This is a genomic window from Arthrobacter sp. StoSoilA2 (assembly GCF_019977195.1).
In the GTDB taxonomy this organism is placed as follows: Bacteria; Actinomycetota; Actinomycetes; order Actinomycetales; family Micrococcaceae; genus Arthrobacter.
The window spans coordinates 3,404,339-3,426,983 of record NZ_AP024643.1 but is presented as its reverse complement, the minus strand read 5'-3'; the positions used below and the strand labels follow the sequence as shown (position 1 = coordinate 3,426,983).

The window sequence follows — 22,645 nt, the reverse complement described above, 5'->3', positions numbered from 1 at the left end:
GTCATGGAATCCAAACCCTGCACCATGGATTGACCAAACGCTGGGATTGACCAAACCTAGGGATTGACCAAAACAAAGAAAAGCTTGCCTTGCGTTGATGCGCCGGCAAGCTTTTCTGCTTGTGGAGGATTTGCCGCCACTACCACCAACCCGTCTGTGTCGCTGGTTCCCAGCCATTGGCCGGGTTTACCCCCTTGGGCAGATGTCCATAGGACAGGGACGGAGGCGGCAAGGACTTCAGTTTGCCGGGATTCGTCGTATGACCCGGCGGCGGTAAGTACTACATTCACCAGCTGTCCCGGGGACAGCAGCTGGATGGATGAAGGGTCAGCCATGCGAAGGGGGACCGCAGCTGAGCCTACGGGTGCGCCTGTGAGAAGTCCCGGCCCCAGAAGATTGGATTCAGTAGGAATCTGCCCTTTGGCCAAAGGCGAGGCGAGCTGGCGGCCCACCAGTGAAACGTGATCCTCCAGGGCTCCGGAAATTGCGAGGTCCGGCGGCACACCAACATTGGTGAAGTCTGACTCGGTGAGGTTGGTGCCTGCTGCGAGGTCGTGGGCAGCGACGAGAATGCTGACGCGCTGCTCAGAGGCAGGGGTTAGCTGTTGAACGGTAATGCCCGTGGCCAGGCAGAGCAGCAGTGCAACTGTCAGCCGACGGTTCCGGGTGACCCAGAACTTGAGGCTCTGCCTGCGGCCCAGCCTGATCTGGCGATGTGGCCCCTGCTTCCGGGGGAGGAAATGGCCAGCCGTGGTTGTGGGCTTGCTCCGGGGGCCATCACGGCCCCGGACAGGGGGACTGGGGCGTTCACGGCGGGGGACTGTCGAAGTGGTTGTCTTTAGTGGCATGACGCCACGTTAGCCACCGGGCCCGGCCACCCAACAGCGGCCGGGTGCCCTATGTGGAAAAGTGCCGGCTAGCTGGCAGCGGCTGCGTCCGCCGGTGCAGGCGTGGCAGCAGGGGCCGGAGTCGCCGGGGAGGAGGGCGCGGCGGAGACGGTGCTGCCCTTGGCATCGCGCGAATCCGTGCGGTAGAAGCCCGAGCCCTTGAAGACAACGCCGACGCTGTTGAACTTCTTGCGGAGCGCGCCCTGGCATTCAGGGCACTCCGTCAGGGAGCTGTCAGAAAAGGACTGGACGATGTCAAAGGCATGGTCACAGTCTTTGCAGGCGTATGCGTATGTGGGCACTGAGTTCCTCCTTCAGGACAAAGTTCAGGTCCTGTGGAGCCGTGGCGGAGAATCTCCGCATTAGCAGTCGCAGGGCCTGAGTGCCAATTCTATCATCCGCATCCGGCTCGTTCGCTATCTCCCAACTGCATATAAATGCGGGACTTCACGTATGGGTCAATCGAGATCACTCCCGCGGCCAAGCGTGATGATTCCGGAGGGCGTCAGCACCTCCGGCACCGGCCGGTCAAAAGGCTCTGCGGGGATAGCTCCCGAAGGCAACACATCGTCGTCGTACACCACTGCAATGGTGGGTGGCCGCCCGCCGGAATTGTCCAGGCCTTGGAGGAGCCGGTCGTAGTAGCCGCCACCCTGTCCGATGCGGTTGCCATCCCGGTCGACGGCCGTGGCCGGCATGAAGATGCCCGCAGCAGAGCTCACCACAGCACTGTCCAAACGTTCGCCTTCGGGTTCGTCGATGGGTGCGTAGTCGGACCGGACGAAGGCTGTCTCCGGCGTCCAGTACACCCAGCTCAACTGGCGGCCGGCCTCGCAGACAGGAAGCAGGACCTGGTGGCCGGCGTTGTGGAGCCCTGCGATCAAGGGCATGGTTGGGGGCTCGTGGGAGACGCCCACGTAGATGGCGAAGGTCGTGGGCGATCCGGCCGAAATTTTCCGGGCCCAGGCCAAGCCGTGCCGTGCAATTGATTCGCCGGCCTGGGCTACAAGCTCCTTGGTGAGGCTGCGCCTATACAGGCGTCGGCTGCTGCGGATGTCGTCCTTGGATGCCATTTTTGTCCGATCATGAGATTCCCGCGGGCCACCGTGGTGTGCCTAAAGCAGCAAATCGGCTCCAGTCCAGGGGCTGTTTCTGCGTCTTGCCACGGCGGGGGTTTACCCGTTGATGTATTCCTTCCGTTACATTAGTCCGGTGACTCTCGATAACAATGCTGTCCGTAAGGCCGTCATCCCCGCAGCGGGTCTTGGTACCAGGTTCCTCCCCGCCACAAAGGCGATGCCGAAGGAAATGCTGCCCGTGGTTGACAAGCCAGCCATCCAGTACGTCGTCGAAGAAGCGGTGAAGGTTGGCCTGCACGACGTCCTGATGATCACCGGGCGCAGCAAGCGCGCCCTGGAAGACCACTTTGACCGTGTGCCGGCGTTGGAAGCAACGCTGGCAGAGAAGGGCGATACTGCCAAGCTTGAAGCCATCCAGTCCGCCACCAACCTGGGTGACATCCACTATGTCCGCCAGGGCGATCCCAACGGTCTCGGCCATGCAGTCCTTCGTGCAAAGCAGCATGTCGGGCATGAGCCTTTTGCGGTCTTGCTGGGCGATGACCTCATCGATCCCCGTGAGGACCTGCTGAGCGAAATGATCGCTGTCCAGCAAAAAACCGGCGGTTCCGTTGTTGCCCTCATTGAAGTTGAGCCTTCCAAGATCAGCGCCTATGGTTGCGCCGACGTCGAGGATAGCGATGAGGACGGCTACGTCCGCATCAAGCAGCTCGTTGAAAAGCCGTCCCCCGAGGAAGCTCCATCCAACCTCGCGGTGATCGGCCGTTACGTTCTCCATCCGGCAGTGTTTGACGTCCTGGAAAACACCGCTCCCGGACGTGGCGGAGAGATCCAGCTGACGGATGCCCTTGAAGTTCTGGCTGCCGGGGAAGGCGAAGGCTACGGCGTTTATGGCGTTGTCTTCCGTGGACGCCGCTATGACACCGGTGACAAGTTGAGCTACTTGAAAGCCTGCATCGAGTTGGCATGCGAACGCGATGACCTGGGCCCCGAGCTCCGCGAGTGGCTGCCCACCTTCACTGCCGGTCTTCCCAAATAAAACCGGTGTACGGCTCTGCGATCTGGCCGGTAACGCTGGAAAGCGGAGCCTTGGTGCTCCGGCCAATCCGTTACCGCGACAAGCGGGAGTGGTCTGAAGTCCGTTCGCGGAACAGTGAATGGCTTGCACCTTGGGAGGCGTCCAATCCTGCACCGGGTGGGCGCCTGCCCAGTTACCGTCAAATGGTGGCATCCCTGAATGCGCAAGCCCGGCAGGCCACGGCTTTGCCCTTCCTCATTACGGAGCGCACCGAGGGTTTCCGTGATCCTCAAATTGTGGGGCAGTTGACGGTCTCATCCATCGTGTGGGGTTCGGCGATGATGGCGACCCTTGGCTACTGGGTTGATAAGGAACGCGCCGGGCACGGTATCGCTCCAACTGCAGTTGCGATGGCTACGGACCACTGCTTCCGGACCCTTGGCCTGCACAGGATGGAAATCAATATCCGGCCTGAGAACGCGCCAAGTCTTCGGGTGGTGGAAAAGCTCGGATTCAGGGACGAGGGCTACCGGTTGAGGTACTTGCACATCAATGGCCAGTGGGCGGATCACCGGTCTTTCGCGCTTACGTCGGAGGAAGTTCCGCAGGGACTCCTTGACTGGTGGCTCAGAGGAAGAACGGGCAGGTCATAGGCCCTTTTGAGCCGTATCTCCATTCATTTGCGGACTCGCCGGCGACACACCGACCGCAATGCCGCCGCCCCTGATGATTTGCTTCTACGGTTTTGAATGTGGACTTCCCTCTCAGCAGCTCAGTGATACTCGTGGTCACTGTTGCGCTTTGGATGGTCTGGGTCGCTCCTTACGTTCTTCGGAACAGACGGCAGCAGGTCCAGGCAGCCGCTGTTTCAGCAGAGGCATTTGACGACGAACCAGACGAAACGCAGGCAGGGGTGGTACTGACTTTGGCACCCCGGCAGGAGAAACCGATGGAGACCATGCACAGCAAAGCACCGGCGTCGCCCCAGGAATCCCGCGTGGCTGAGTCGTCTGCCAGGAAGCCACCCACAACTCCCTTTACGATCCGTTATGCCCGGCTCACTCTGGCCTTGGCCGGCCTTGCTTTATTGCTGACTGCCATTGTTTCGGGCGTGCTGCGGCTGTTCGGTACGGGTACTGTCTGGCTGCCGTTGGTGTCGTTCGCGGGTTCGGTACTTGCCGTGGTGACTTTGCGGAGGCTCGCCCTCCGGGATCTCCGCGAACGCCGGGCGCGTCGGGCTGCGCCGGTGGTGCCCATCCAGACACCCGCGCGGTACCTGCCTAAGGAACCGCCTGTCGAAGCCAAGGAAACACGGGTTTTCGACGCCGAGGCCGGAAAGTCCGAGGCCGCACGCCTTTCTGCCGTGGAGCTACGCCAGGCTGCCTTGGCTGTTGCCTTGGCAGCTGGGGACAAGTCAGCTGGTGACAAGTCCGCCGGCAGCAACTCTGTTGGCGACAAGTCCGCTGGTTCCGAAGATGCCAGTTGGGAACCGGTTGAGGTTCCCAAGCCCACCTACGTTGGTGCCGCCAAGGCGCCGCGCCCCGCTCCGGAACCCTTGGATCTTCCCGAAGCTCCCAAACCTGTGGGCAAGCCGGTGCTAAAGCAAAGTGTTGAGCAGGCGGAGGCCACAGCAGCTGCGCAGGTGCGTACTGCATCGAAGGGACAGAGCGCCCTGAGCAATCTGGACGATGTCCTGCAGCGTCGCCGCGCCTAGGCCGGCATGACCGCGCTCTGTGTTGCAGGTGGCACTGGCCAGGTCGGCCGTGAAGTTGTTCGCCAGGCGCTCGACGCCGGGCACACGGTTTCCGCCCTGAGTCGCCACGTGCCGCCTCCCGGTTCGGAGAAGCATCACGACGGCGCGGCCTACTTTGCCGGCGACGTCACCACGGGTGATGGTTTGGCGGCCGCGGTGGCGGGTGCCGACGTCGTTATTGATTGCCTTGAAGGCCGGTTCGGGAAAGCCCAAAAGGAATTCGCCGACGGCGGCGCTCGTCTTCTTGACGCGGCTCACCGGGCAGGGGTGCGCAAGGCTGTGGCCTTGTCGATTATCAACTGTGACCAGAGCACGTATTCCTTCTACGTTTCCAAGGCAGACAAGGAACGGGTCTATGCGAGGGCCAAACTGGATACGGTGGTTATCAGGGCCACACAATTCCACAGCCTGGTGGAAATGATCTTTGCTGCAGGCGCAAAAGTGCGGTTGATTCCGGCATTCAAGGGAGTGCGCTTCCAAACGATTTCACCCAGGGAAGCCGCCGCTGCATTGCTGGAAGCTGCGCTGGAGGTGCCTACTCCCGAGCGGCATCGCGTCAGGACCATTGGCGGGCCCGAAGTGCTGGCCATGAAGGACATGGCGGAGTCATGGAAAGCCATTACCGGCGCGCGGGCAAGGTTCTGGAAGTCCCGCTCCCGGGCGCCATGGGCGCCTACCTGCGTGCGGGACTCAACCTCATGCCCGAGCAAAGGTATGGCACTGAAACGTTCGTGTCGTGGTTGGAAAAGCGGTCGGAAACTTTGTAGCCTAAGGACACTGGCCCGGCCGTAGACGCCGTGCCCAGGGGCTATAGCTCAGTTGGTAGAGCGCTTCGTTCGCATCGAAGAGGTCAGGGGTTCAAATCCCCTTAGCTCCACGGATTCCGGCAACAACAAAACCGGCCAGGCACAACATGCCTGGCCGGTTTTTTGTGGGAGTTTAGAGGGGCTGGATGTTCTCCGCCTGAGGTCCCTTGGGGCCCTGGGTGATGTCGAACTGGACCTTCTGGTTCTCGTCCAGGGAACGGTATCCGCTGGACGTGATTGCTGAATAGTGGGCGAATACATCCGGTCCACCGTCGTCCGGGGCAATAAATCCGAAGCCCTTTTCAGCGTTGAACCATTTCACTGTGCCTGTAGCCATGCTTGTTTTCCTTCACGGGTAGCTGGTCGGTACCGCTTGTCGGATCACCGTCCCCGCCACTCACATTATTGAGCCTATGTGTCGATCTGACATGGGGCAACAGATTCTGCCGCGCCTTTCATAATGTCCTTGTGCCGGGGTAGGCTTCCGGGCCGTGGTTGGAAGGGCCGGCCAGCGGTGGATGCCCCCTTAGAATTACCCTGTGAACGACTCCCTGCCTCCGTGCCCCGAATGCTCCAGTGAATACACCTACCAGATGGGCGCGCTGTTGGTTTGCCCTGAATGTGCCCACGAATGGTCACCAATGAGCGGGAGCGACGAGCAAGGGAATGTCATCAAGGACGCGGTGGGCAACATCCTGAGTGACGGTGACACCGTCACAGTGGTCAAGGACCTCAAAGTGAAGGGCAGCGCCACGGCCATCAAGGTCGGCACCAAAGTGCGGAACATCCGGCTGGTCGACGGCGTGGGGGATCACGATATTGATTGCAAGGTGGACGGGTTCGGCCCCATGCAGCTCAAGTCCAGCGTTGTGAAGAAAGTCTGACGGGAGGCGCTTTACGATGACGGGGACCCCAGTACCCAAAGCCCTCATCGGCCCCATCCTGGTAGGCGTCATGCCCGGGCAGCGTCCCGTCGTCGTAGAGCGTGCCGCCGAGGTGGCGCTTAGCGCCGGACTGCCGTTGGTGTGCGCCTTCGTTGATGTGACCGTTTATCCCGTGGATGGAACCACGGGCGGGCCGTCTGCTCCGATTGATCCCGACGGCGTGGACGATGATGCCGAGAACGTCCCGGAATCCTTGCGGACAGCTATTGCCACCCAGTTGGCCGAAGCTGACTTGAGCTGGTCCATCGTCTCCCTGGCAGGGGAACCGGCACGGGCACTGGCCCGTGAGGCCGAAGATATCGGCGCGTCCATGATTGTGGTGGGCTCCAGGGACCGCAAGCTCGGTTCGGCTATCAAAGAGCTGACGGCGGGCTCCATTGCCCGTCAGCTCTTCCACCGACAGGATCGCCCTGTGTTGGTTGTACCCGTGGAGCCACGCGTCCCGGTGGATGATGACGACTGACGCCAGGCGTCCCGTCCATCTTCACTGGGGGTTCATCGGAATTGTGGCCGCGGGTGGCGTGTTCGGGGCACTCGCCCGCTACGGCCTCGGACTTATGATTCCTTCGCCAGGATCCTGGCCGTTGCCCACCCTTCTGATCAACCTTTCCGGCGCTTTGGCCCTGGGCGCTTTGCTGGAGGGACTTGCCAGGAGGGGGCCCGACGTCGGCCGTCGCCGGGCGTTGCGCCTCGCCTTGGGTACGGGCTTCCTGGGTGCCTACACCACGTACAGCACGCTCGCATTGGATGCGGTGCACCTGTTCACTTCAGGTGACACGACTGCTGCCCTGGGTTATCTGGGCCTGAGCCTGCTGGGTGGGGCGCTCGCAACCATGGCGGGAATCTGGTTCGCCGCATGGCATCACAGGCGTGCGAAATGACAGTCATCCTGTTGGCCCTCGCGGGAGGACTGGGCGCGGCTGTTAGGTTCATGCTGGACGGGCTCATCCGGGCACGCGTACGTACTGCCCTGCCATGGGCCACCATTTTCATCAATGTTTCCGGTTCCGTGCTCCTGGGGTTCCTGGCAGGCCTGGTGATGGAAGGGCAGGCGCCTGAATCCCTTCAACTCATCCTCGGCACGGGTTTCCTGGGCGGCTACACCACCTTCAGCACGGCAAGTCTGGAGACCATAAGGCTGGTGCAGAGTGGGCGGATGGGGCTGGCGCTCGTCAACGGGTTGGGGTCCATGGCCATCAGCGTCGGGGCGGCCGCCGCTGGTGTTTGGTTCGCTCTGCTGCTGGCTTAAAAGAAGACTGTCTGGCTGTCTTGGCCCGGCTGTAGGATCGGTGCCATGGCTAACAAGACATTCAATGAGCTGTTGTCCGTTCAGGTCGCCAATGAATTTGCGGCCTCCCAGCAATACATTGCAGTAGCCGTGTATTTTGACGGTCAGGACTTGCCGCAGCTTGCCCGGCATTTTTACCGCCAGTCCCTCGAGGAGCGCAATCACGCCATGATGATGGTCCAGTACATGCTGGACCGCAACGTGCCCGTCGAGATCCCGGGCATCGCCCCGGTCCGCAACAACTTCACCAACGCCAAGGAACCCATCGCTTTGGCCCTTGAGCAGGAAAGGGAAGTTACGCGCAACATCGAGGAGATGTTCCGCGCCGCCCGTGCTGAGGGCGACGCCTTGGGCGAGCAGTTCATGCTGTGGTTCCTGAAGGAACAGGTTGAGGAAGTTGCCTCCATGACCACGCTTCTCAACATCACGGAGCGGGCGGAGAACCTCTTCGATATCGAGAATTACGTTGCGCGTGAGAGCGTTGGCGATGGCGGGCATGATTCCAGTGCGCCGTCTGCTGCCGGTGGCGCGATCTAGCGGCAACAACCAAGGGGTCGCCCGATGCTCAGCTTCCGGCGGCCTCTTCGATTGCCGCGGCATCGTCAGGGTCGGACCTGCCCAGCAGGGACAGTCGGCTCGCAATGCGGGCCAGGTCCACGGGAAGGACGCTGCGGGAGGGCTCCGCGTCCCAGTCCAGGGGTCCGGCGCCGATCAGGAACAACGTGATGTCTTGATCGTGAAGCACATCCACGGCATTGCTGAACCGCTGCCATGCGGGCGCGGAAGCAGGGTCGCTCGCGGCAGGGGAGGGAACGCCGTCGATGACCCAGGTCTTGAACCTGTGCGCCAAGGCCAGGAAGTCCGCAGTGGAGGTCAGCCCTGCGCACAATTCCGGAAACCCCACCCAGAGCAGGTCCCGGTCTGCGTTCTTGACCACGATCGGCTGCGTCGTTGGGGTCAGGACGCGGCTTTGGGATACCGATGGCCGGAAGAGCCCCAACCGTCCCAGTTGTTTGGGCGTCCCCGGTGTGATGATCCGGCCAGAGTTAAAGGCTTTGGGCGCGGCGCTGGGTTGGGAACCTGCTGCAGGAAACCGCCGGAAATCGGCGGGGCCATTGACCTCCACAATATCCATCATCTCTTTGATGGCTTCGATGGTGGGCACAAAATGGTCGTGCCACAGCGGATTGGGCAGTAAATCGTCCGGGGCGTAGTTGGACGTCACCACCAAGGGAATCCGGCGCTGCGCCGCGGTTCGCAGCAATCGCGCGATAAACATCCCATCCCCAACGTCATGGACATGGAACTCATCGAAGAACAGGACGTCGATGTCCGCCAGGAGCACATCCACCGAGTGCTGGATGGCTGTTCCATCCGCGGAACCGGAACGGCGGGTCCCGGCGTGGAGCCCTCGGAAGAAATCATGAAAGTGGACGCGACGTTTCCGGGCGCGGAGCCTGTCGTGGAAACTGTCCATGAGCCACGTTTTGCCGCGACCCACAGGTCCGTGAAGATAGATACTTCGCGGCGTCCTTCGCTGACGCGCTCGACGGCGGGCCGTTACCTCTGCACCAAAGGCCGCCAACCGCTGCGCTGCTTCATGCTGGCTGGGCTCAAGCTGGAAACCCAGCCGTCCGGCGTCGTGCGTGATGCCCTCCACGAGCGCCAGGACAGTTTCCCGGTTGCCCTGTCTTCCACTTTGCGGGAGTCTTCCACGTTGCGGGAGGCTCCCCGGTTGCGGGAGGAATGGGGGCGTCACAGCCAGCCTTTCCGCTTGAAGATGAGATACATGAGCAGTGCTGCTCCGAACATGAGTCCGATGGCCATCGGATAGCCGAAGTCCCAGTGCAGCTCCGGCATGTGGTCGAAGTTCATGCCGTAAACGCCTGCCACAAAGGAGGGCGCGAACAGAATGGCGGCCCACGAGGAAATCTTCTTGACCTGTTCGTTCTGGGCAGCGCTCGCCTCGTTCTGGCGGTTCGCTGTCAGGGTGCCGTCGAGGGTCAGGGCGTTCTGCAGGAGATCCCTGAAGGAGTTCACCCTGGAGATGACGCGCTGGACGTGGTCCTCTACGTCACGGAGGGAGCGCTGGAGCTCGATGTCCACGCCGTATTTCTCGAAGCCCTTCTCCAGCAGCACCATGATGTCCGGAAGAGGCTGGATGGCCCTTTGGAATTGAATGACTTCACGGGCAAGTTCATAGATCCGCCTGGACACTGCTGTATCGCCGCTGAAGAGCTGGTCCTCAATTTCGTCGATGTCGTTCTCGAGCCCGGCAACGACAGGTGCATAATCGTCCACCACCTGGTCCAGGAGGGCGTAGAGCACCGCTTCCGGTCCATGCCGCAGGAGGTCCGGCCGCTGCTCCAAACGGTGGCGGACACGCGCAACTCCGCCGGTCTCGGCATGGCGGATGGTCACTACGAAATTGGGACCTGTAAAGATGTGCAGCTCGCCGAACTCCACCGTCTCGGAAGCATCCAGATAGCGGGCGGGTCGCAGGACTGTGAAGAGGTTGTTGTCGTAGCGCTCCAGTTTGGGCCGCTGGTGCGCTGAAACGGCGTCTTCCACGGCGAGTTCGTGGAGGCCGAACTCATGGGCGACAGCGGTCATTTCGTCCCGGGTGGGCCGGTAGAGACCGATCCACGCCATGCCACCTTGCTCCGAGAGTGTCTCGAAAGTCTGCTCAAGGTTACGTGGGGTGGCTGTGCGTACGCCTTCTACATAGACGGCGTTATCAATGATGGTCACGAGTGAACGCTACTGCATGGCACCGATGATGGCGCCGGCAACGGTCATGGCGAGGATATCGTGCCCCGCATCAATAACGGTCACCTCCGAGGGACGCCCCGCGAAACCATTGTGGATGACATGTCCTCCGGCACGGAAGACCAAAGCCAGGATGAGGGCGAAGAAGCCACCTGCCAGGAACGTGTTGAGCTCCAGGGCACTGATCAGGATGGCCAGCAGAATGCTGGTGAGCGCGGCGGCAAGCATCATGGGAATCCAGATGCCGGCTCCACCATCGATGTTCTTAAGGTCCTCTTCGGTTTTGCCGATCGCTTGCATCCACCTGCGCCCAAGGACGGCCGGCATGTACCAAACGAAGCCGATCACCATGCTTGAAATGAAGGCCAGGAGAACAGCGAGCCAGTTGATCTGCAATATGTGTGAGAGCCAATCCATGGTCAAGAGCCTAAACGGCTGCAACCCCTGGAACCGCGTTCAAGCGCTCATGCTGACCGCGTGTTGGTGGAACCGGCCAACCTTTCCATCAAAGGCTCCGTGCGGTAGGGGATATGTGTGTGGAGCGCCAGGACAGTTTCTGTTCGGATGACGCCCTTGGTACGCAGGACGGACCTCAACGCGGATTGCAGGTTATGCGTATCGGTTGCCACCACGCGGCACCAGAGATCTCCACGTCCGGAGATTTCGTGGACCTCCAGCACTTGTGGAATCAGCCGCAGGGCACCGATGACGCCATCGAGTTCGCGGTGCGTCACTTCGATGGTGATGAAAGCTACGACGTCGTACCCCACCTTTTCCAGGTCCACTTCACGGCCTGCTGCCTGAAGGACCCCGGACCGAAGCAGCCGCTTAAGGCGGCTCTGCGCAGTATTGCGGGCGATGCCGAGTGAGTCGCTGAGCTCGGCGATTTGGATGCGGGGATCCTTGATGAGTTCCAGAAGGATCTTCAAGTCCATGGGGTCCAAGGTATTCAAATGGTCACTCCGGCTCACTGAGACAACAATAGTTTGACTATTTTGCTCAATTTTCCCACGTTTCTGCTTCGTCGAGCGCAGGTCTACGGCAATCTGTTGCTACCGAAACCTGGCTGCGTCCTCCATCCCACAAGGACCCCGCGCGCAGCCCCGAATCAAGGGCACGGAAATGACTGTCTTGAGCGAACTCCGCATGCGTCCGGCCAAAGCCGGAGCCTGGAGTTGGGATGCCACCACCACTGCAAGGTTGGTCCTGGCCGGCATCGTGATCTTCACCCTGCTGGTGGGCGCAAACCTGGCCACACCTCTCTATCCTTTGCTGCAGGCCAGGTTGGGGATGTCCCCCTTGGACGTCACGGTTGCCTTTGCCAGCTACGTTGTGGCGCTGGTTGTGGTTCTCATGGTGGCGGGGCACTGGTCCGATCACATTGGAAGGCGGGCGGCACTGGTGCTTGCCGTCGTCATGGGATTGCTGGGTGGCATCATCTTCGCGAATGCGGACAGCCTTGGCATGCTGTCCCTCGGCAGGGCCTTCCAAGGTGTGGCAGTAGGGCTGGCCACCGGGGCCAGCTCCGCAGCCCTGCGTGAACTGTTGCCCCAGAGGCCTGACTGGGCTTCGCGCTTCACGTTGCTCTCCTCGGCTGGTGGCGTGGCTGCCGGACCCGCAATCGGTGGTCTCCTGTCGCTGCTTCCGGACCCTACTCGAACGCCCTACTACATCCACTCCGGGGTGCTTCTCGCCGCGCTCATTCCATTGTGGCTACTCAAGGCAAGGCCCGCGATTGCCCCCGCTGCGGGAAAGCCGGCGCTCAAGGTTCTCGCTCCACGAAAGCCCGCTATTTCCAGTCATGCACGCGGTGCCTTTTGGATGGCATCCGCGGTGGGCTTCCTAAGCTTCGCAGTCTTTGGCTTCTGTTTGTCGCTGGCTCCGGGATATTTCGCAACGGTGGTGCATGCCGATTCCAGGCCCCTTGTCGGGCTGATGGCGGGGGTGACCTTGGGCGCATCGGCGCTCAGCCAGTTGGTGGGAGTACGCGGACGCTACCTGGTCCCCGTTGCCCTGGCGGTGTTGGGCGTCTCCATAGTCCTGGTGGGAGCTGCCGCCGCTTGGTCGAGCCCGTTGGTGCTGGTGGCCGCCAGCGTGACCGCCGGTGCAGGGCAGGGCATCGCGTTCCGTCAGGTGTTCAACGACGTCGCCGGGAAGGTAGAGGCGGCCCGGCATGCGCAGGTCATCAGTACGGTGTACGTCATCACCTATCTGGGAAGCGCGGTTCCGGTGATTGGCTTGGGACTGGCGGTGTCGGCGTTGGGCTTGCAGACCGCCGTCGTTGGCTTTACGGTGCTATGCGGGGTTGCGGCGCTGGCGCTCGCTGCGGCATCAGTCCGGGGCGCCCTGCGCGCCTGAGCCGGGCTACTCGGGAAGCGGACCTCGGTTGCCGGGGATGTGCTGGAAGACCATGGTGGTTTCCGTGTGCCCGACCACTGGATCAGTAGCGAGGTTATCGAGCAGCCAGTTGCGGAGGTCGTCGGTGTTGGCGACGGCAATGTGCAGAAGATAATCCACGGAGCCTGTGGTGTGGAAGGTGGAGATCACTGCCGGCAGCTTAGGGACGCGTGCGGTGAAGCGGTCGATCTGGTCCCTATCATGGGCGCGGAGACGGACAGCAATGAGCGCCTGCACCGAGCGGCCGATCGCCGGCAGGCTGAGGATCGCCTCAAAGCCTTCGATGATCCCGCGTTCGGACAGGGCCCTGGTCCGCATCAGAGCAGTGGAGGGAGCGATTCCCACGAGTTCCGCCAATTGTTTGTTGGAGATGCGGGCGTCCTCTACCAGGGCGGCGAGGATTCGTTCATCAATAGCGTCCAGCGGCTCGGCGCTGCCTGAATGTGGCCGAACATTCTTCGCGGGGTTGCTCACGGATCCTCCTGAAATTGCCTTTCATTCATCATAATCATTCAAATCCCGGCCATCCATTCGTTCCCGCCCGTTGTTCCCGAATATTTGCCTAGGGTCGCCCCGGTACAGCGTGGATTATTCTTGCGGGGTCGGTGAGCGATGCACGACGGCGGTGATTACCGCCGTCGTGAAGGCAAGCGCCATGACGCTCCAGGCCAAAGCCGGCCACCCGAACGCCTGGTAAGCCAGGCCTCCCGCCCAGCCGATGACACTGGACCCCAAGTAGTAGGAGAGGTTATAAAGTGATGCCGCTTGGGCGCGTCCTGTTGTGGCGATGGCACCGGTCCAACCGGAGCCCACGCTGTGGGCTGCGAAAAAGCCTCCAGTAAACACCACGAGGCCGATCAACGTTGCCACGAGGTTCTCTGCCAACGTCAGGGCGAGGCCCGTAATCATAATGACTATCCCAAAGAGCAGGACGTTGCGCCGCCCGAAGCGAGTGGTGAGTCCGGCCGCCCACCGGGAGCTTACGGTTCCGGACAGGTAGGCCAGGAAAATGAGGCTCACCACCGTGGTGGGAAGCCCGAATGGTTCCGCGTGGAGCCGGAACCCGAGGTAGTTGTAGACCGCGACAAATCCGCCCATGAGCAGGAATGCCTGAAGGTAAAGGGAGAACAGTTTGGGGTTTCTGGAATGGGTCCCCAGCGTGCGCAAGGCTCCTCGGAATCCACTGGCCGGCGCGGGCATGAAGCGTCGCTGTTTGGGAACCAGCATCACGAACAGTACCGCCGAGACGGTGGCCAGCAGGGACACTGCCAGCGCGGCCGCCCGCCACCCCCAGAGTTCTCCCACTGGACCCGCGACCAAGCGTCCGGCCAGTCCGCCGAGCGTGGTTCCGGCAACGTAGCTTCCGGCCGCCAGCGCCGTGTGGATTTTTGTGACTTCTTCGTTCAGATATGCGATGGCTATGGCTGGGATTCCGCCCAGGGCCATGCCTTCAAGAGTCCGTAGTCCCAGGACCAGTGGAACAGTCGGTGCCAGTGGAACAACCAGCCCCAGTACCGTCGCAGCTCCAATGCCGATGGCCATTGCGCGAACCCGGCCGATCCTGTCTGCGACGAAGGACCACGGCAGGACGCTCACGGCAAGTCCCACGGTGGCCAGCGAGATACTCAGTGCGGCTTCAGCTGCGGAGATTTGGAGGTCGGCGGCCATCAGTGGCAGGACTGCCTGGGTTGAGTACAGCTGGGCGAACGTCGCAACCCCGGCCAAGGCCAACGCGGCAAGCACGCGTCGATAGCCACGGGAACCCTTGGCGTGTCCTTCCCATGGTGAAACGCTCACGGCTGTTTTAGTCACTGGCCCAGATTAGGCTTCCTGGATTGGGTGATCCAATGCATCATTCGCTTATGATTCATGCATAACTGCATGATTGTCCTACTGATGCTGGAGCGGAACGGCAGGCACATGGAACCGGATCACCAACAGCTTGTGCAGCTCCTGCCGCTGCTTCCCGTCCTGGCAGAACTGGGCCGGACGGAGCATATGACGGAGACGGCCGAGCTCCTCGGCGTTCCCCAGTCCACGGTGAGTCGTGCAGTGGCGAGGGCAAGCGCGATTGTGGGGATGGATCTTCTTGTTCGTGATGGGCGTGGCATCCGCCTGACTCCGGCGGCAAGGACGTTGCTGCCCTACATCGAAGCTGCGTTGGAAGACTTCCAAGCCGGACTGGACAGGGTAAGGCACGAATCGGACGTGGTGAGGGGACGCATCGGCATCTCGTTCCAGCACACGTTCGGTGAAGCGACTCTGCCCCTGCTCATCAGCGCGTACCGGGGCAGGCATCCGCATACGGTCTTCGAGCTACGGCAGGGTCCGCGCGACGACTGCCTGGACGAACTAGCCAGGGGCGATACAGATTTCGCCCTCACTGCACCGATCGCCCCGGAAGGCAGGGGCATCCACTCCCTGCCCCTCTACAGGGAGCCACTGCGCGTGGTGCTGCATTATCGGCACCCACTCGCGGGCCGCCCCAGCGTGCACCTGTCCGAGCTGCGGCATGACCCTTATGTGACGCTGCCGGCCGGCGTCGGCCTCCGGGCCTTGGGCGAAGCGCTGTTGCGCGAAGCGGGCTTCCGTCCGCGGACCGCCTTTGAAGTCCAGGAATCCCACACTGCCAGGGGGCTGGTGGCGGCCGGGCTGGGCTTCTGCATCCTGCCGCCCGCCGGGCCCGGCTCCGGAACTGGCCAGTTCCTGCCAGGGGCTGAGTTGGGACTTGTGGAAGTTCCCATCGAATCCGACCTTGCGTTCCGGCAAATCGGCATGGCATGGCGGGAGCGCACCTTCGAACCCGACGCCGTCAGGCTGTTCCGTGAGCTGGTGGTAACGGAGGGCGAAGCATTGCTGGCCGAGCTAGTCAGAGCTCGTTCAGGAAATCCCTGACAACATCCACCGCGGATCCTTCCTTTGCTGATCGCCAACCAGTGCCTGCCCACAGATTGAGGCGGTCAGGATCACCCGCCGCCGATGCTGCTGCCCGGATTGGCGCCGTCAGGTGGTGGATTGCCGGATAACCCTCTGGCGCGTCCGCGTGATCCCGAACGAACGCGTTGACCAGTGAACGGGCGTATCGTCCTGTGAAGGCCCGGGTCCTGGCCGTCTCCGTAAAGCGCGGGTCGCCCAGGGCATCTTTATGCGGTTGCCGGGCTCCGCTTTCCTCCGTTCGTACCAGCGCCGTACCAACTTGAGCGGCTGACGCACCGGCAGCCAGGACTTCGCGAAGCGCTGTACCGTCGCTCACCGCACCGGCCGCAATCAGCGGAAGGTCGACGGCGGTACGCACCTGGGCGATGAGACCCGCCGTCGTGCTGTTTTCTCCTGGGTCGGCCGCCAGGAACGTCGCACTGTGTGCTCCTGCAGAACTGTGCTGCACCGCAAGGGCATCCGGGCCTTCCTCGGCGGCCGACAGGGCCTCGGCGACACTGGTCACAGTGGAGATGACAGCAGTTCCGGCCTTCTGCAGGGCCTTGACCACAGAGCGTCCCGGAAGCCCGAAGACGAAGCTGACGAACTCCACAGGATCCGCGATCAGCGCGTCGATTTTGTCCTGCCAGGCGTCGTCGTCGTCAAATCGGAGGGCTGGGATTGCCACGCCGTAGCGGGCGCCCTCTGCTTCAAGTTCCGTCCGGTACGCCTCCAGCCTCGCGCGCGCCCCGGCGGACGGGGAGAGTTGCAGCGTGTCCGGTACAAAAACGTTCATTCCGAACCGGATGCCCATGGCACGCGCTGCTGCGATCTCGGCTGCCATGGCCTCGGGACTTTTGTAGCCGGCCGCCAGAAAACCCAAGCCTCCGCCGGCCTGGACTGCCTGCACGAGTGCGGGAGTGGACGTTCCACCAGCCATGGGCGCTGCAATGAAAGGCGTATCAAACAGGGAATGCGACATGTGCAGTTTCTCCTCGGGGCGCTCCAAGCTAGTCTTTCACGGTGAACAATCTTGACTCTGCCATGCATTCCCACGCGTCCACGGAGGCACTCACCGGTACCGTGATCGGGCTGGATATCGGCGGAACGAAAACGCGCGGCGTGAGGTTCGAAGACGGCGTTCCCGTCCTGGACGAAAGCGCCGGAAGCTCCAATGTGCAGAATGTGAGCCGCGAGCAGGCCATGGCAAATCTCGCCGAACTCTTCGGAAAGATCGGCGGCGGTGACATTGACCAGGTTTACGCGGGCGCCGGAGGAATTGATACCGATGAGGACGCGCAAGCGCTCGCCGACTTGATCTCCCCACACGTCCCCGGGGCGCGCATCACCGTGGTTCACGATTCCAGGCTGCTTCTGGCGGCAGGGGGAGCAAGCACGGGCGTCGCGGTGATTGCCGGAACCGGTTCTGCCGCGTGGGGACGGAATGCGGCCGGTGAGGAAGCCCGCGCCGGAGGCTGGGGTTATCTTCTGGGCGACGAGGGAAGCGGCTACTGGCTGGGCCGCGAAGCCGTGCGCCACAGCTTGCGGCGGATGAACCAGGGACTTGAGCCGGACACCCTTAGCCGTGCGTTGCTGGACTCCTGTGGCGTGGAAGAGCCTGGCAAACTGATCGCCTTGTTCCACTCCCCGGAAACCGGTCGCCGTTATTGGGCGCAACAAGCGCGGCTGGTCGTCGAGGCTGCGGACGCCGGTGATGAAACCAGCGCCAGGCTGGTGGACCAGGCGGGCAAGGACCTGGCTGACCTGGCCGAGCAGGTCGTTCGACAACTGGGCTTGGACGGTCCCGTGATTCTGGGCAGTGGGCTGGGCATGAACGTCCGCCGTCTGCAGGAATCATTCAAGGCGCGGCTGGCCGAGCGGGGTATCGTCGATGTCCGGATTCTCCAACAGGACCCTGTGTTCGGCGTCCCCCGGCTTGTGGCCGAGCAGCGGGCGTAGCGCTTGACTCAGCCCCTGGTACGGGGCCGGAGCTTAACGCCCGGAAGTGGCGGCGCGGGGATGCGTCCGGCTTCCGGTCCTGCGTCAGGACCATGGCCCTGGACCAAGCCGAAGCGTGACGTGGCGGCGGCGTCGTCGTCGAGCAGGCCTTCGGCTTCCCATTCCAGACGCGCTTTTTCCACTTCTTCATGAGTGCGTCCCACGAAGTTCCACCACATCAAGAGGTCTTCCCCGAACGGTTCGCCACCCAAAAGCATGAAACGGGTATCCGGTTGGGCCTCTACGATCAGGTTGTGCCTGCCGGCACCCAGGTAGGCCAAGGGGCCTGGTTCGATGTTTTCGCCGTCGATGACCAGGTGGCCGTCCAGCACCAACACTGCATGCTCAAACTCGGGTCGAAGCGGAAGCTGGAGCGTACCTGCGCCGGTGATGTCCGCACCTACGATGGGACTGAACATCGTGGCGGGTGAGCCCTGGCCAGCGAATTCACCCACCATCACGGTTGCCGTGTAGCCTTCGCCAACAGCGACTGGAAGCTCGCTGTGTTGCTCGAAGGACGGTTCGCGGTGCCGGTGCTCGTCGGGGAGTGCAACCCACAATTGGAGTCCCCGCGACATGGGAATCCCGTCATCCGTTCCGGCCACCGTAGCCGCAGGCAGGACCGAGAATTCCGAATGCGAGATTCCGTGGCCGGCGGTCATGATGTTCAGTTCACCGGGTTTGACCACAACATCGCTTCCCACGCTGTCGCGGTGCCTAACGGCCCCTTCCAGCGGCCATGTCACCGTCTGGAGACCGCAGTGGGGGTGGGGGAGAACGCTCATTGCCACGCGGTCCGGCCCAAAACTGTCCAGGAAGCACCAAGCGCCAACGGTGGGCAAACCGCGCTGGGGCAAGGTGCGGAACACGTTCATGGCACGGACGCCGCCCAGCGGAACTTCACGCTCGGGCCATAACTGCACGCACGGGCCTTGTCCTTCATGGGCGGCGGGGCAGACTTGTTCCGCCGGCGAAGTATCAAGATTGGTCATGTGTTCATCACCTGTGCATAAATGTTGGAAATTGAGCTAATCTGTTCCGTGTGAACAACGCCCTTTTGAGCTACCACGACGCCGTCCTCTACCGTTCGGGTGAACCGTATCGCATCCTTGCGGGAGCCATCCACTACTTCCGGGTTCACCCCGATTTGTGGCAGGACCGCCTACGTCGGCTGAAGGCCATGGGCGCCAACACTGTTGACACCTACGTCGCCTGGAACTTCCACCAGCCTAAGCGCGAAGAGGCGCCGGACTTTACAGGCTGGAGGGACATTGGCCGTTTCATCGATCTCGCCGCGGAGGAAGGTTTGGACGTCATTGTCCGGCCAGGCCCCTACATTTGCGCGGAGTGGGACAACGGCGGCTTCCCGGCCTGGCTCACCGGAATCCCCGGGATCGGCCTGCGGTGCATGGATCCACAGTTTACGGCCGCGATCGAGGAGTGGTTCGATCACCTTCTCCCGCAGATCGCCTCACGGCAGGCATCTGCGGGCGGCCCGGTCGTCGCCGTCCAGATTGAGAACGAATATGGCAGCTACGGCGACGACCACGAGTACATCCGCTGGAACCGCCGTGCTTTGGAGGAGCGCGGGATCACTGAGCTGCTGTTCACCGCCGACGGCGGCACTGACTACTTCCTCGACGGCGGCTCCGTCGAGGGGACCTGGGCGACAGCCACGTTGGGAAGCCGGGGTGACGAGGCTATCGCAACATGGCAGAGGCGCCGACCGGACGAGCCGTTCTTCAATGTCGAATTCTGGGGTGGTTGGTTTGACCACTGGGGCGAACACCACCACCGCCGCGACGCCCACGACGCCGCGGCGGAAGCACGGAAAATGCTCGATGCTGGTGGATCGGTGTGCGTCTACATGGCACATGGAGGCACCAACTTTGGCCTGGGATCCGGCAGCAACCACGATGGCACCATGCTCCAGCCGACGGTCACCAGCTACGACTCCGATGCCCCTATTGCCGAGAACGGAGCATTAACGCCAAAGTTCCATGCCTTCAGGAAGGAGTTCTACCGCGCCCAGGGCATCGAGGACCTTCCTGAACTGCCTGCCGGGTTGCTCACGGACGCCCCGGTCCTTCCAGCGCAGTCCCTGGCCCTGACGGAAGGCCGGGACCTGTTGGAGCTCGTCCGCGATTCGGGCAAGCCGGTTACCAGCGTCAAACCGCTCACTTTTGAACAGTTGGGACTCGACGCCGGCATGGTCCTTTATGCGGCCGAGGCGACTCTCCCGGGACGCCCCGGGGCCCCAGTAGAGAGCCGCCTCAAAATCACAGGGTTGAATGACCGTGCCTACATCTGGGTGGATGGTCAGTTTGCCGGGGTCCTCGACGATGTGAACGGGGCCGAAGGGTTGGCTGTCACCGGAACCGGCGTCCCGGCCAAGCTGGAGATCCTCGTGGAGAACCTGGGCCGCATCAACTACGGTCCCCTGACCGGGCATGGCAAAGGAATCCAGGGCGGTGTCCTGATCAACCAGCGCTACACCTTCCACTGGACGCAAACGCCAGTACCGTTGGCTGAATGGGCGGCAGAGGAGCTCGAGGGACTATCCGGAGCGGAGTTCTTGGTTGCGGAACCGGCGGATACATATATTGCGCTCCCTGGTTCCGGAAAGGGCTTCGTCTGGCTCAACGGCTTCCTGTTGGGCCGATATTGGGACAAAGGGCCTCAGGTAACCCTGTATGCCCCGGCGCCCCTGGTGAAGCGTGGCCTCAACAGCATCAAGGTGCTGGAGCTCGCCCAAGCGGGGACCGTCGTCGAGCTCCGTGAAGGACCGGACCTCGGCCCGGAAGAGTCGGGGCCGATCATGGCGGCCGAATTGCCTTAGTGCAGACCGGCTGGAAGTAGCTGCCTACTAAGCTGGCACCATGACCCTGGAGTTCGACACCCGCCCTGCCGCTTACGCCATCATCATTCAGGAGGACCGGATTCTTCTCGCCTACTGGAAGCAGGACGGCAAAGAAGGCTGGACGCTGCCGGGCGGGGGCCTGGACCTTGCGGAGCATCCCGTGGACGGATGCCGCCGCGAGGTCTATGAAGAAACCGGTTATGAGGCCCGCATCGATCGCATGCTGGGCATCGACGTCGGACACTGGCCCGCGGAAGCCGGGCAGGACGGTACGCTGCGGGACTTCCAGGCGCTCCGGCTGGTCTACGAGGCCACGATCGTCGGTGGCGAGCTGACGCACGAGGTGGATGGCAGCACTACCCATGCGGCGTGGATTCCCCTGGAAGATATCGGCAAACTCAACCGGGTCTCCCTGGTGGACGTGGCACTACGTCTGCACAATGAGCGGCCAGCCGACGGGAAGCTCGACTAAAGGCCTCCCAAAAGACCTAGCCAAAGGCCCAGTGGCTTGGCTACGCTGTAGAACGTTGCCGGCCCTCCAGCTGCCGGCCCGGATGCTGAGGAGGTGGAACTGATGATTGCCATAATCCTGCGCGCCCCGCACTCACGCGCGGCGCACCGTCATCACACCACCATTCCTGTCCCGGCATCAGCCTGCCAAAGCTAGGCGGCCGGGGCCTCAGCAGAGGTACCAAACGTGAATACTAACGCTTCTTCAAGCGACCCAAAAAACAGTTTCAGCGACGCAGTCGACGGCCACCGTCTCCAAGGCCCAACAGACTACGGCTATACCGAAAGCACCGCTGAACTCTTCCGCACCAATCCCGCTACGGACGGCCACACCAGCGTCAACACTCCGGCACGGGTGGTCCGCCTCGACAGGAACCGTGTGCTCGTAGCCTCAAGCAGCGGCCTGCTCCATCTTCCCTATCCCGGGCATGGTTTGGTGCCCGCCACCGGGGACTGGGTGTGGCTGGGGCATAACGGCGCCGGTGAGCCATCCGTCGTCGAGGTTCTTCCCCGGCATTCGGCCCTGAGCCGAAAGCGCGCTTTCGAGGCATCCTCCGAAGAACAAATCCTGGGCAGCAACATCGACATCGTGGCGGTAGTGGTTCCCGTGGACCGGCCTCTTACCCATAACCGGCTGGAGCGGACGCTCGTGGCCGCATGGGATTCCGGCGCAACTCCGCTGGTCGTCATTACCAAAGCCGACCTGGCGGACCTGGCAGACGACGTCGTAGGTGAAGTCATCCTCCAGGCTGCCGGCGTGGAGGTGGTCACCACCTCCGCAGAGCAGGGCGACGGCATCGAGGACCTCAGGCAGCACATCCCGGACGGGGCCACGCTGGTGCTGCTCGGCCCTTCGGGTGCCGGCAAATCCACGCTCATCAACGCCCTCGCCGGACGCGATCTCCAGGCAACGGGTGAGGTGCGTGCCGGTGACGGCAAGGGGCGGCATACCACCACCTCCCGGGAACTGGTGCCGCTGGCAGGCGGTGCCGTGCTCATGGACACTCCAGGTGTCCGTGGCTTTGGGCTGTTCGACGCCGAAGACGGAATGGAGGAGATGTTCGGCGACCTTGAGGGGCTGTTCGCCGGATGCCGCTTCGCCGATTGCTCCCACCAAGCCGAGCCGGGGTGCGCCGTGTTGGAGGCGCTCGCCGACGGAACCCTGGACGAGCGCCGGTGGGGCAGCTACCTCAAACTGCAACGCGAACTGGCGGCCCTGAACCGGAAACACGATGCCGCAGCCAGGCGGGCCTATCAGCGCGAATGGCATCAAAAGGTGATGTCGGCGGACAGGGGACAGCGTGCCGCGGAAAGACACCGGCACGATCAAGCCCAGGAACGCGCAGCAAAGGGCGGCAAACGACGCAAACGCTGAACATTGCCGATTCATTACGGAATACGTGGCGTCGCTGACATCGTC

At 62.4% G+C, this 22,645-nt stretch carries 27 protein-coding genes and 1 tRNA gene; 16 read left to right on the top strand and 12 right to left on the bottom strand.

Annotated elements, in window-relative coordinates; genetic code table 11:
- Positions 1 to 56: 56 nt before the first annotated feature.
- The 3 genes from LDN82_RS15575 to LDN82_RS15565 form a co-directional block, all read right to left on the bottom strand.
- The gene (locus LDN82_RS15575; RefSeq protein ID WP_224164941.1) at positions 57 to 848 is read right to left on the bottom strand and encodes an RcpC/CpaB family pilus assembly protein; all 792 of its coding nucleotides are present in this window, start codon (positions 846 to 848) and stop codon (positions 57 to 59) included.
- 68 nt (positions 849 to 916) lie between these two features.
- The gene (locus LDN82_RS15570) at positions 917 to 1,189 is read right to left on the bottom strand and encodes an FmdB family zinc ribbon protein (protein WP_224164939.1); all 273 of its coding nucleotides are present in this window, start codon (positions 1,187 to 1,189) and stop codon (positions 917 to 919) included.
- Positions 1,190 to 1,345: 156 nt separating this feature from the next.
- Positions 1,346 to 1,960: a 5-formyltetrahydrofolate cyclo-ligase gene (locus LDN82_RS15565; RefSeq protein ID WP_224164937.1), complete on the bottom strand. Its 615-nt coding sequence runs from the start codon at positions 1,958 to 1,960 to the stop codon at positions 1,346 to 1,348.
- 139 nt (positions 1,961 to 2,099) lie between these two features.
- Here LDN82_RS15565 and galU point away from each other — a divergent pair, with 139 nt between their 5' ends.
- The 5 genes from galU to LDN82_RS15540 all read left to right on the top strand — a co-directional run bounded on the left by galU (position 2,100) and on the right by LDN82_RS15540 (position 5,614).
- Positions 2,100 to 3,005, top strand: a complete 906-nt coding sequence (gene galU / locus LDN82_RS15560; RefSeq protein ID WP_224088253.1) for a UTP--glucose-1-phosphate uridylyltransferase GalU — start codon at positions 2,100 to 2,102, stop codon at positions 3,003 to 3,005.
- Between the two features lie 5 nt (positions 3,006 to 3,010).
- Positions 3,011 to 3,637, top strand: coding sequence for a GNAT family protein (locus LDN82_RS15555; RefSeq protein ID WP_224164936.1), 627 nt, complete (start codon positions 3,011 to 3,013; stop codon positions 3,635 to 3,637).
- Between the two features lie 131 nt (positions 3,638 to 3,768).
- Positions 3,769 to 4,698, top strand: coding sequence for a hypothetical protein (locus LDN82_RS15550; RefSeq protein ID WP_224167550.1), 930 nt, complete (start codon positions 3,769 to 3,771; stop codon positions 4,696 to 4,698).
- A gap of 6 nt (positions 4,699 to 4,704) precedes the next feature.
- Positions 4,705 to 5,529: an NAD(P)H-binding protein gene (locus LDN82_RS15545; RefSeq protein WP_224164934.1), complete on the top strand. Its 825-nt coding sequence runs from the start codon at positions 4,705 to 4,707 to the stop codon at positions 5,527 to 5,529.
- A gap of 12 nt (positions 5,530 to 5,541) precedes the next feature.
- A tRNA-Ala gene (locus LDN82_RS15540) sits at positions 5,542 to 5,614 on the top strand.
- A gap of 62 nt (positions 5,615 to 5,676) precedes the next feature.
- Here the strand turns inward: LDN82_RS15540 and LDN82_RS15535 are convergent.
- The gene (locus LDN82_RS15535) at positions 5,677 to 5,880 is read right to left on the bottom strand and encodes a cold-shock protein (protein WP_144648155.1); all 204 of its coding nucleotides are present in this window, start codon (positions 5,878 to 5,880) and stop codon (positions 5,677 to 5,679) included.
- Positions 5,881 to 6,082: 202 nt separating this feature from the next.
- Between LDN82_RS15535 and LDN82_RS15530 the strand changes: the two genes are divergently transcribed.
- From LDN82_RS15530 to LDN82_RS15510, 5 genes are read left to right on the top strand one after another with little or no spacing between them, the layout of a single operon-like run.
- Positions 6,083 to 6,427 (top strand): zinc ribbon domain-containing protein YjdM, encoded by a 345-nt coding sequence (locus LDN82_RS15530; protein ID WP_224164932.1) that lies wholly within the window; start codon positions 6,083 to 6,085, stop codon positions 6,425 to 6,427.
- Between the two features lie 16 nt (positions 6,428 to 6,443).
- Complete coding sequence (locus LDN82_RS15525) at positions 6,444 to 6,950, top strand: universal stress protein (protein WP_224164930.1); 507 nt, start codon at positions 6,444 to 6,446, stop codon at positions 6,948 to 6,950.
- A complete protein-coding gene (locus tag LDN82_RS15520; protein WP_224164929.1) occupies positions 6,937 to 7,368 on the top strand; it encodes a CrcB family protein in 432 nt (143 codons plus the stop codon). The genes LDN82_RS15525 and LDN82_RS15520 overlap by 14 nt, the downstream gene beginning before the upstream one ends.
- Positions 7,365 to 7,736: a fluoride efflux transporter CrcB gene (gene crcB, locus LDN82_RS15515; protein ID WP_224164928.1), complete on the top strand. Its 372-nt coding sequence runs from the start codon at positions 7,365 to 7,367 to the stop codon at positions 7,734 to 7,736. The genes LDN82_RS15520 and crcB overlap by 4 nt, the downstream gene beginning before the upstream one ends.
- A gap of 45 nt (positions 7,737 to 7,781) precedes the next feature.
- Positions 7,782 to 8,312 carry a ferritin gene (locus LDN82_RS15510; RefSeq protein ID WP_224088238.1) on the top strand — a complete coding sequence of 177 codons (531 nt, stop codon included), beginning with the start codon at positions 7,782 to 7,784 and terminating at the stop codon, positions 8,310 to 8,312.
- Between the two features lie 28 nt (positions 8,313 to 8,340).
- Here LDN82_RS15510 and zapE read toward each other — a convergent pair whose 3' ends face one another.
- Genes zapE through LDN82_RS15490 form a run of 4 tightly spaced genes read right to left on the bottom strand, consistent with a single transcriptional unit; the run spans position 8,341 to position 11,497 of the window.
- Positions 8,341 to 9,534, bottom strand: a complete 1,194-nt coding sequence (gene zapE / locus LDN82_RS15505) for a cell division protein ZapE (protein WP_224164926.1) — start codon at positions 9,532 to 9,534, stop codon at positions 8,341 to 8,343.
- A complete protein-coding gene (gene corA, locus LDN82_RS15500; protein WP_224164925.1) occupies positions 9,531 to 10,526 on the bottom strand; it encodes a magnesium/cobalt transporter CorA in 996 nt (331 codons plus the stop codon). Before corA ends, zapE begins: the two co-directional genes overlap by 4 nt.
- Before the next feature lie 9 nt (positions 10,527 to 10,535).
- Positions 10,536 to 10,961 (bottom strand): DUF1761 domain-containing protein, encoded by a 426-nt coding sequence (locus tag LDN82_RS15495; RefSeq protein ID WP_224164924.1) that lies wholly within the window; start codon positions 10,959 to 10,961, stop codon positions 10,536 to 10,538.
- A gap of 47 nt (positions 10,962 to 11,008) precedes the next feature.
- Positions 11,009 to 11,497: an Lrp/AsnC family transcriptional regulator gene (locus tag LDN82_RS15490; protein ID WP_216925165.1), complete on the bottom strand. Its 489-nt coding sequence runs from the start codon at positions 11,495 to 11,497 to the stop codon at positions 11,009 to 11,011.
- A 169-nt stretch (positions 11,498 to 11,666) separates the two neighbouring features.
- Between LDN82_RS15490 and LDN82_RS15485 the strand changes: the two genes are divergently transcribed.
- A complete protein-coding gene (locus LDN82_RS15485) occupies positions 11,667 to 12,902 on the top strand; it encodes an MFS transporter (RefSeq protein ID WP_224164922.1) in 1,236 nt (411 codons plus the stop codon).
- A 6-nt stretch (positions 12,903 to 12,908) separates the two neighbouring features.
- On the opposite strand, the gene LDN82_RS15480 is transcribed toward LDN82_RS15485, so the two are convergent.
- Positions 12,909 to 13,415, bottom strand: a complete 507-nt coding sequence (locus LDN82_RS15480) for an Lrp/AsnC family transcriptional regulator (protein WP_224088233.1) — start codon at positions 13,413 to 13,415, stop codon at positions 12,909 to 12,911.
- 114 nt (positions 13,416 to 13,529) lie between these two features.
- Positions 13,530 to 14,738 (bottom strand): MFS transporter, encoded by a 1,209-nt coding sequence (locus LDN82_RS15475; RefSeq protein WP_224164920.1) that lies wholly within the window; start codon positions 14,736 to 14,738, stop codon positions 13,530 to 13,532.
- 123 nt (positions 14,739 to 14,861) lie between these two features.
- Between LDN82_RS15475 and LDN82_RS15470 the strand changes: the two genes are divergently transcribed.
- Positions 14,862 to 15,836, top strand: coding sequence for a LysR family transcriptional regulator (locus tag LDN82_RS15470; RefSeq protein WP_224091106.1), 975 nt, complete (start codon positions 14,862 to 14,864; stop codon positions 15,834 to 15,836).
- Here LDN82_RS15470 and LDN82_RS15465 read toward each other — a convergent pair.
- Positions 15,811 to 16,839, bottom strand: a complete 1,029-nt coding sequence (locus tag LDN82_RS15465; protein ID WP_224164919.1) for a nitronate monooxygenase — start codon at positions 16,837 to 16,839, stop codon at positions 15,811 to 15,813. The two genes, LDN82_RS15470 and LDN82_RS15465, sit on opposite strands and share 26 nt — an antisense overlap.
- A gap of 41 nt (positions 16,840 to 16,880) precedes the next feature.
- Here LDN82_RS15465 and LDN82_RS15460 point away from each other — a divergent pair, with 41 nt between their 5' ends.
- Entirely contained in the window at positions 16,881 to 17,816 is a 936-nt protein-coding gene (locus LDN82_RS15460; RefSeq protein WP_224164917.1) for a BadF/BadG/BcrA/BcrD ATPase family protein, read from the top strand.
- Between the two features lie 8 nt (positions 17,817 to 17,824).
- Here the strand turns inward: LDN82_RS15460 and LDN82_RS15455 are convergent, their stop codons facing one another.
- Positions 17,825 to 18,847: a pirin family protein gene (locus LDN82_RS15455; protein ID WP_224164915.1), complete on the bottom strand. Its 1,023-nt coding sequence runs from the start codon at positions 18,845 to 18,847 to the stop codon at positions 17,825 to 17,827.
- A 50-nt stretch (positions 18,848 to 18,897) separates the two neighbouring features.
- On the opposite strand from LDN82_RS15455, the gene LDN82_RS15450 reads away from it, so the two are divergent.
- The 3 genes from LDN82_RS15450 to rsgA all read left to right on the top strand — a co-directional run bounded on the left by LDN82_RS15450 (position 18,898) and on the right by rsgA (position 22,600).
- Positions 18,898 to 20,694: a beta-galactosidase family protein gene (locus LDN82_RS15450; RefSeq protein ID WP_224164913.1), complete on the top strand. Its 1,797-nt coding sequence runs from the start codon at positions 18,898 to 18,900 to the stop codon at positions 20,692 to 20,694.
- A 40-nt stretch (positions 20,695 to 20,734) separates the two neighbouring features.
- On the top strand, positions 20,735 to 21,187 hold the full coding sequence (locus LDN82_RS15445) for an NUDIX hydrolase (RefSeq protein ID WP_224088227.1): 453 nt from the start codon (positions 20,735 to 20,737) through the stop codon (positions 21,185 to 21,187).
- A gap of 225 nt (positions 21,188 to 21,412) precedes the next feature.
- Positions 21,413 to 22,600, top strand: a complete 1,188-nt coding sequence (rsgA, locus tag LDN82_RS15440) for a ribosome small subunit-dependent GTPase A (RefSeq protein WP_224164911.1) — start codon at positions 21,413 to 21,415, stop codon at positions 22,598 to 22,600.
- Positions 22,601 to 22,645: the final 45 nt, after the last annotated feature.